Annotated in this window: 6 protein-coding genes; all 6 read left to right on the top strand. The window is 31.7% G+C overall.

Features of this window, described 5'->3' with window-relative positions; translation table 11 throughout:
• Window positions 1-181: 181 nt before the first annotated feature.
• Window positions 182-1,525, top strand: coding sequence for a B12-binding domain-containing radical SAM protein (locus C3E90_RS07795; RefSeq protein WP_236915087.1), 1,344 nt, complete (start codon window positions 182-184; stop codon window positions 1,523-1,525).
• Between the two features lie 38 nt (window positions 1,526-1,563).
• Window positions 1,564-1,977, top strand: a complete 414-nt coding sequence (locus C3E90_RS07790; protein WP_236915086.1) for a DUF3788 domain-containing protein — start codon at window positions 1,564-1,566, stop codon at window positions 1,975-1,977.
• A gap of 317 nt (window positions 1,978-2,294) precedes the next feature.
• Window positions 2,295-2,924, top strand: coding sequence for a nucleotidyltransferase family protein (locus C3E90_RS07785; RefSeq protein WP_236915085.1), 630 nt, complete (start codon window positions 2,295-2,297; stop codon window positions 2,922-2,924).
• A gap of 149 nt (window positions 2,925-3,073) precedes the next feature.
• The gene (locus tag C3E90_RS07780; protein WP_236915084.1) at window positions 3,074-3,271 is read left to right on the top strand and encodes a hypothetical protein; all 198 of its coding nucleotides are present in this window, start codon (window positions 3,074-3,076) and stop codon (window positions 3,269-3,271) included.
• Between the two features lie 77 nt (window positions 3,272-3,348).
• Window positions 3,349-3,792, top strand: coding sequence for a GNAT family N-acetyltransferase (locus C3E90_RS07775; RefSeq protein ID WP_236915083.1), 444 nt, complete (start codon window positions 3,349-3,351; stop codon window positions 3,790-3,792).
• 70 nt (window positions 3,793-3,862) lie between these two features.
• Window positions 3,863-4,795: DEAD/DEAH box helicase (locus C3E90_RS07770; protein WP_236915082.1), on the top strand; the 933-nt coding region annotated here is incomplete at its 3' end.

Below are 4,795 nucleotides of genomic sequence, written 5' to 3'. Positions count from 1 at the left end.
ATAAGAGAAATAGTATATTAAAGGAATTGAAAGATATCAAGGGAGTATCTTTAAGGCAATTATCCAGAATTACTGGATTTTCAAAAAGCCTAATTGGGAAACTATAGTGGACAAATGACCTGTCCCCATGTCCACTTCTAGAGAAATAGAAGAACCTACACCTTGGAGGGAAAACGCTGATATGATTATTAAATTGATACAACCAAAAATGATAATGAGGCCAATGGATACTCGACTTAAAACAAGAATGTCCCCATCCCTTGCATTATTGACAATAGCAAATATGTTTCATAAAGAACATAGAGTTATAATTGAAAATGAAAATATCGAAAATATTAATTTTGATGAAGCAGTAGACATTGTAGGCATTACTGTTACAGTAGATGTTTTTCCTCGTGCAATAGAAATTGCAAAGATTTACCAAAGTAAGGGGATTCCAGTAGTAGCAGGTGGAATACATATTACAGCTTTTCCTGAACAGGCCAAAAAGTACTTTGATGTTATAGCCGTTGGATTAGCAGAGAAAACATGGCCTGATATTGTTCGAGATTTTCGGGATGGGAAACTGAAAAAAATATACCAGTGTAACGATGAAATTAAAGGTAGCGAGGTTGTTTCGCCAGGATATCATTTGATTGATACGAAAAAATACTTATATTGCAATATTATCAGTACAAGTAGAGGATGTCCATTCAGGTGTGATTTTTGTTACAATAGCTGTGAAGCTTATAAAACATTATATATTAACAGGCCTATTGAAGATGTGATAAAAGATATTAAAGCAATTGGTAAGCGACATGTAATGTTCATAGATGATAATTTTATTGGAAATCCCAAATGGACTTTAGAATTTGTTAGAGCCATTAGACCAATGGGATTGAAATGGAATGCAGCGGTTTCAGCGAATATAGTGGACATGCCTGATTTATTAGATGAGATGGCTATTTCAGGATGTGAAAGTTTATTTATTGGGTTTGAAAGCCTAAATGAAAAAGCTATAAAAAATGTCCATAAAAGTCAGAACAATATCCGAAAGTATGATACTTTAGTTAAAGAAATTCACAAACGGGGAATAATGATTAACGCTAGTTTTGTTTTTGGCCTTGACGATGACGATGTTACAACATTTAAGACTACATTAGATTGGATCGTAAAAAACAAAATAGAAACAGTTACATCCCATATACTTACCCCATATCCCGGAACTAAAGTTTACCATGAGTACGTCAAAAATGGAAGAATCATAGACTTTGATTTTTCAAAGTATAATACTGCAAATGTTGTATTTAAGCCAAAAAACATGACTCCTGAAGAACTTTATAATGGATATATATGGATTTATAAACAAGTTTACTCTACGAAGAATATATTTAAAAGAATGCCAAAGGCACATAAACAGCGAGTACCATATTTTCTCTTTAATTTTCTATACCGAAAATTTGGAAAAGCAACTGAAAAACTATGTGAATTAATTACTTATGAACGGGTTGGCAGGATTGCAGAAAAGCTTTCCTACCATGTCTAGACATTTTTTAGAAATCAAGAAAGCAAGGAGGTGTAAATGTGCTTGAGACAATTCCAAACAAAAAACAAATAGAATCTTTGCTAGGTGAAACAGCAATGGAAGCATGGAATGAACTTATTCAATTTGTAGAGTCAAATTATGAATTTGATCCTGTATGGGATGAAGGTGGAAAGTATGGGGTTTGGGAAGTAAAATATCGTAGAAGCCGCAGAACCCTATGTGCTTTTTATGCAAAAGAGGGACAGTTTACTGTACTAGTTATATTTGGCAAGGCAGAAAGGCAGAAATTTGAGTTAATACAAAATGAATTTTCTCCTGAAATTATTGAATTATATTCAAATACCCGTCAATATCATGATGGTAAATGGTTATGGATCAATGTTTCTGATATGAGTTTAGTTGAAGATATAAAGAGATTGATAATAATAAAAAAGAAACCTAAAAGAAAATAAATGAAATAGGTAATGACCCATTAGAAAAATGCCAGAATTAAAGCTATGGCATACTATAGAGAATTAAAGGTTTTCCTTTAGATTCCATTTCAATAGATATTGAAATAGGACAGTACTATATGGATATATATGAAAAAAATAATTGTGAAGATGAAAATAAAATTGGTGAAGGATTTAAAAACTTTTTTCTCAAAACTGTTTTAAAGTGATAATATATATTTTTTTTTAAAGAGAGAAATTCACGGAATGTAAATTAGAACTGTCAATTTTGTGGTTCGAGATCATATTTATAATGTGAAAAAGAAGGGGCTTTTAAAATGACTTCATTAAAAGAAGCTAAAAATTTGATAGATATAATTGGGAATATGCGTAATTTAAGGAAAGTTGCAGAAGCTTTATATGAGTTCAAAGCTGAAGATTGTTATATTGGAGGAGGCGCTATTACACAAACTGTGTGGAATATATTAACTAATCGATCACCTGATTATGGGATAGATGATGTTGATATAGTTTTTCATAATCGGAAAAATATTGCAGAAAAGTACGAAAAAGAAATTACTGAATATTTAAACCAAGAGTTAATAAAATATCCTCTTTGGCTTGATGTAAAGAATGAAGCTAGAGTTCATTCATGGTATAAAGATAAATTTGGCTATGATATTGAGCCGTATAAGTCTATTGAAGATGCAATAGATACTTGGCCAACTACAGCCACTTCATTAGGAGTAAGGAAAATATCTGAAATGTGTTGGGAAATTTATGCTCCTTTTGGACTTAAAGATATTTTTGAAATGAAAGTCATTGCTAATAACAGACAGATAACGAAAGAGATATATGATAAGAAGGTTAAAAAGTGGGTTCGAAAATGGCCCGAATTAGAAGTAGTTCAGTGGAATAATAAATCAATCCCTTTTGTTAGAAATAAAAAGGTGTACATAAGAAAGTAGCGTTGAAAAAGAAAGAAATGAGTATGAGCAGTTAATATTACCTGGATTAGATAATCTGAAGCTATATTAGAGCCTAGTTTATTTGATAATAAATAAATTCTGGGAAATTGTATCCATGCTAAACCAATGTGCCTATGGCTATTTAAATATTGGCGAAGGAGATTATAAAGAATCCTTTTTTAGTTAAATTAATTGGAAATGACTATGTTGAGAAAGGAAAGAGTATAGATAAAAAGGACAGAGTAGGTTTTGAAAATTATAGCAGATGGGATCAAAGGGAAAAAGTTTTAGAGGTTGTATGTGGATGTGTAGAATTTTCTATTGAAGCATCAAATATTGCTGATTAAATAAAACGTATAGATATAGATAAATCTAGACTATCCTCTGAGATAGAAAATCATTCAAATATTATGGAGGTGTAAAATTGTTTTTTGATACAAAGGATTTTCGAGATCAGGAAATTTATTTACGTTTATATAGAACTTCTGATGAAAACATCGAGAAGGGATATGTTCCAGCATATTATTTCAAGATTGTCAGGTGTGTTGATGATGTTGAAGTAGGTCAGTGTGATTTGCGTATCGGACATAATGATAATACAAAATATGGCGGGAATATAGGATATGAAATTTATGAATCTTATAGAGGAAATCATTACGCCTCAAAGGCCTGTAAATTACTGTTTCTATTAGCAAAGAAACACAAGATGGATAAAATTATAATTACATGTGCACCGGAAAATATTGCATCCAGAAAGACCTGTGAACACAGTGGTGCTGAACTAATAGGAATTATCGATAGACCAACGTGGCATGAATTATATAAAAATGGGCAAAAAAAGACTTGTCAGTATATAGTAAGATTATAGGTATTAGAAAGGAAGTCCATATGAAAGTATATATAGGTGTCAAATATCATGAAGATTAAGGATGAATAATATGTCTAAACAAATCAAAGTATCTGTAAGGAATTTAGTCGAGTTTGTACTTCGTTCAGGAGATATAGACAATACATTTATGGGAAGTACTAGAGCAGTGGAAGGGACAAGAGCCCATCAAAAGGTGCAAAACTCTTATGAAGAAGAATACATTCCAGAAGTTGCATTAAGGCATATCTTAAATTATGAAGACTTTACAATAGAAATAGAAGGTAGAGCGGATGGAATTTTAAAGACAGATGAAAATATAATAATAGATGAGATTAAAAGCACTATAAGGCCATTGGATGAGCTTGATGAAGATTATAATCCGATTCACTGGGCTCAAGGGAAATGTTACGGGTATATATATGCAAAGGAAAATAAGATAGATGAAATAAATATACAGCTTACCTATTACAACATTGAATCGGAAGAAACTAAGAAGTTTATAAAATACTATACTTTTAAGGAATTGGAGGAATTTTTTTTAGGGCTAATTGAGGAATATGTAGAATGGGCAAATATGACTTTCTATTGGCAAATGGTTAGAAATGCAGCCATAAAAGAACTTTCTTTTCCTTTTAAAAATTATAGAAAAGGTCAAAGAAAATTGGCAGTTGCCGTTTATGAGACAATACTTAATGAAAAAAACCTTTTTGCTCAGGCTCCAACAGGTATAGGTAAAACCATTTCTACTATATTCCCTTCTATAAAGGCTGTTGGGGAGGGTATTGCTTCTAAAGTTTTTTATTTGACTGCAAAGACTATTACAAGGCAGGCAGCTTTAAACTCTATAGAGCAGATGGCATGGAAGGGACTTAGGATTAAATCTATTGTCATTACTGCTAAGGAAAAAATATGTTTAAATGAAGAAGTAAAATGTAATCCAAGAGACTGTCCTTATGCCAAAGGCCATTATGACAGGGTGAATCAAGCCATAATGGATGTACTA

The organism is Clostridium sp. Cult2 (assembly GCF_021655075.1).
Classification (GTDB): Bacteria; Bacillota; Clostridia; order Tissierellales; family Tepidimicrobiaceae; genus Schnuerera.
The sequence above is the reverse complement of the archived record's forward strand: the minus strand, read 5'-3'. Positions and strand labels throughout refer to the sequence as shown.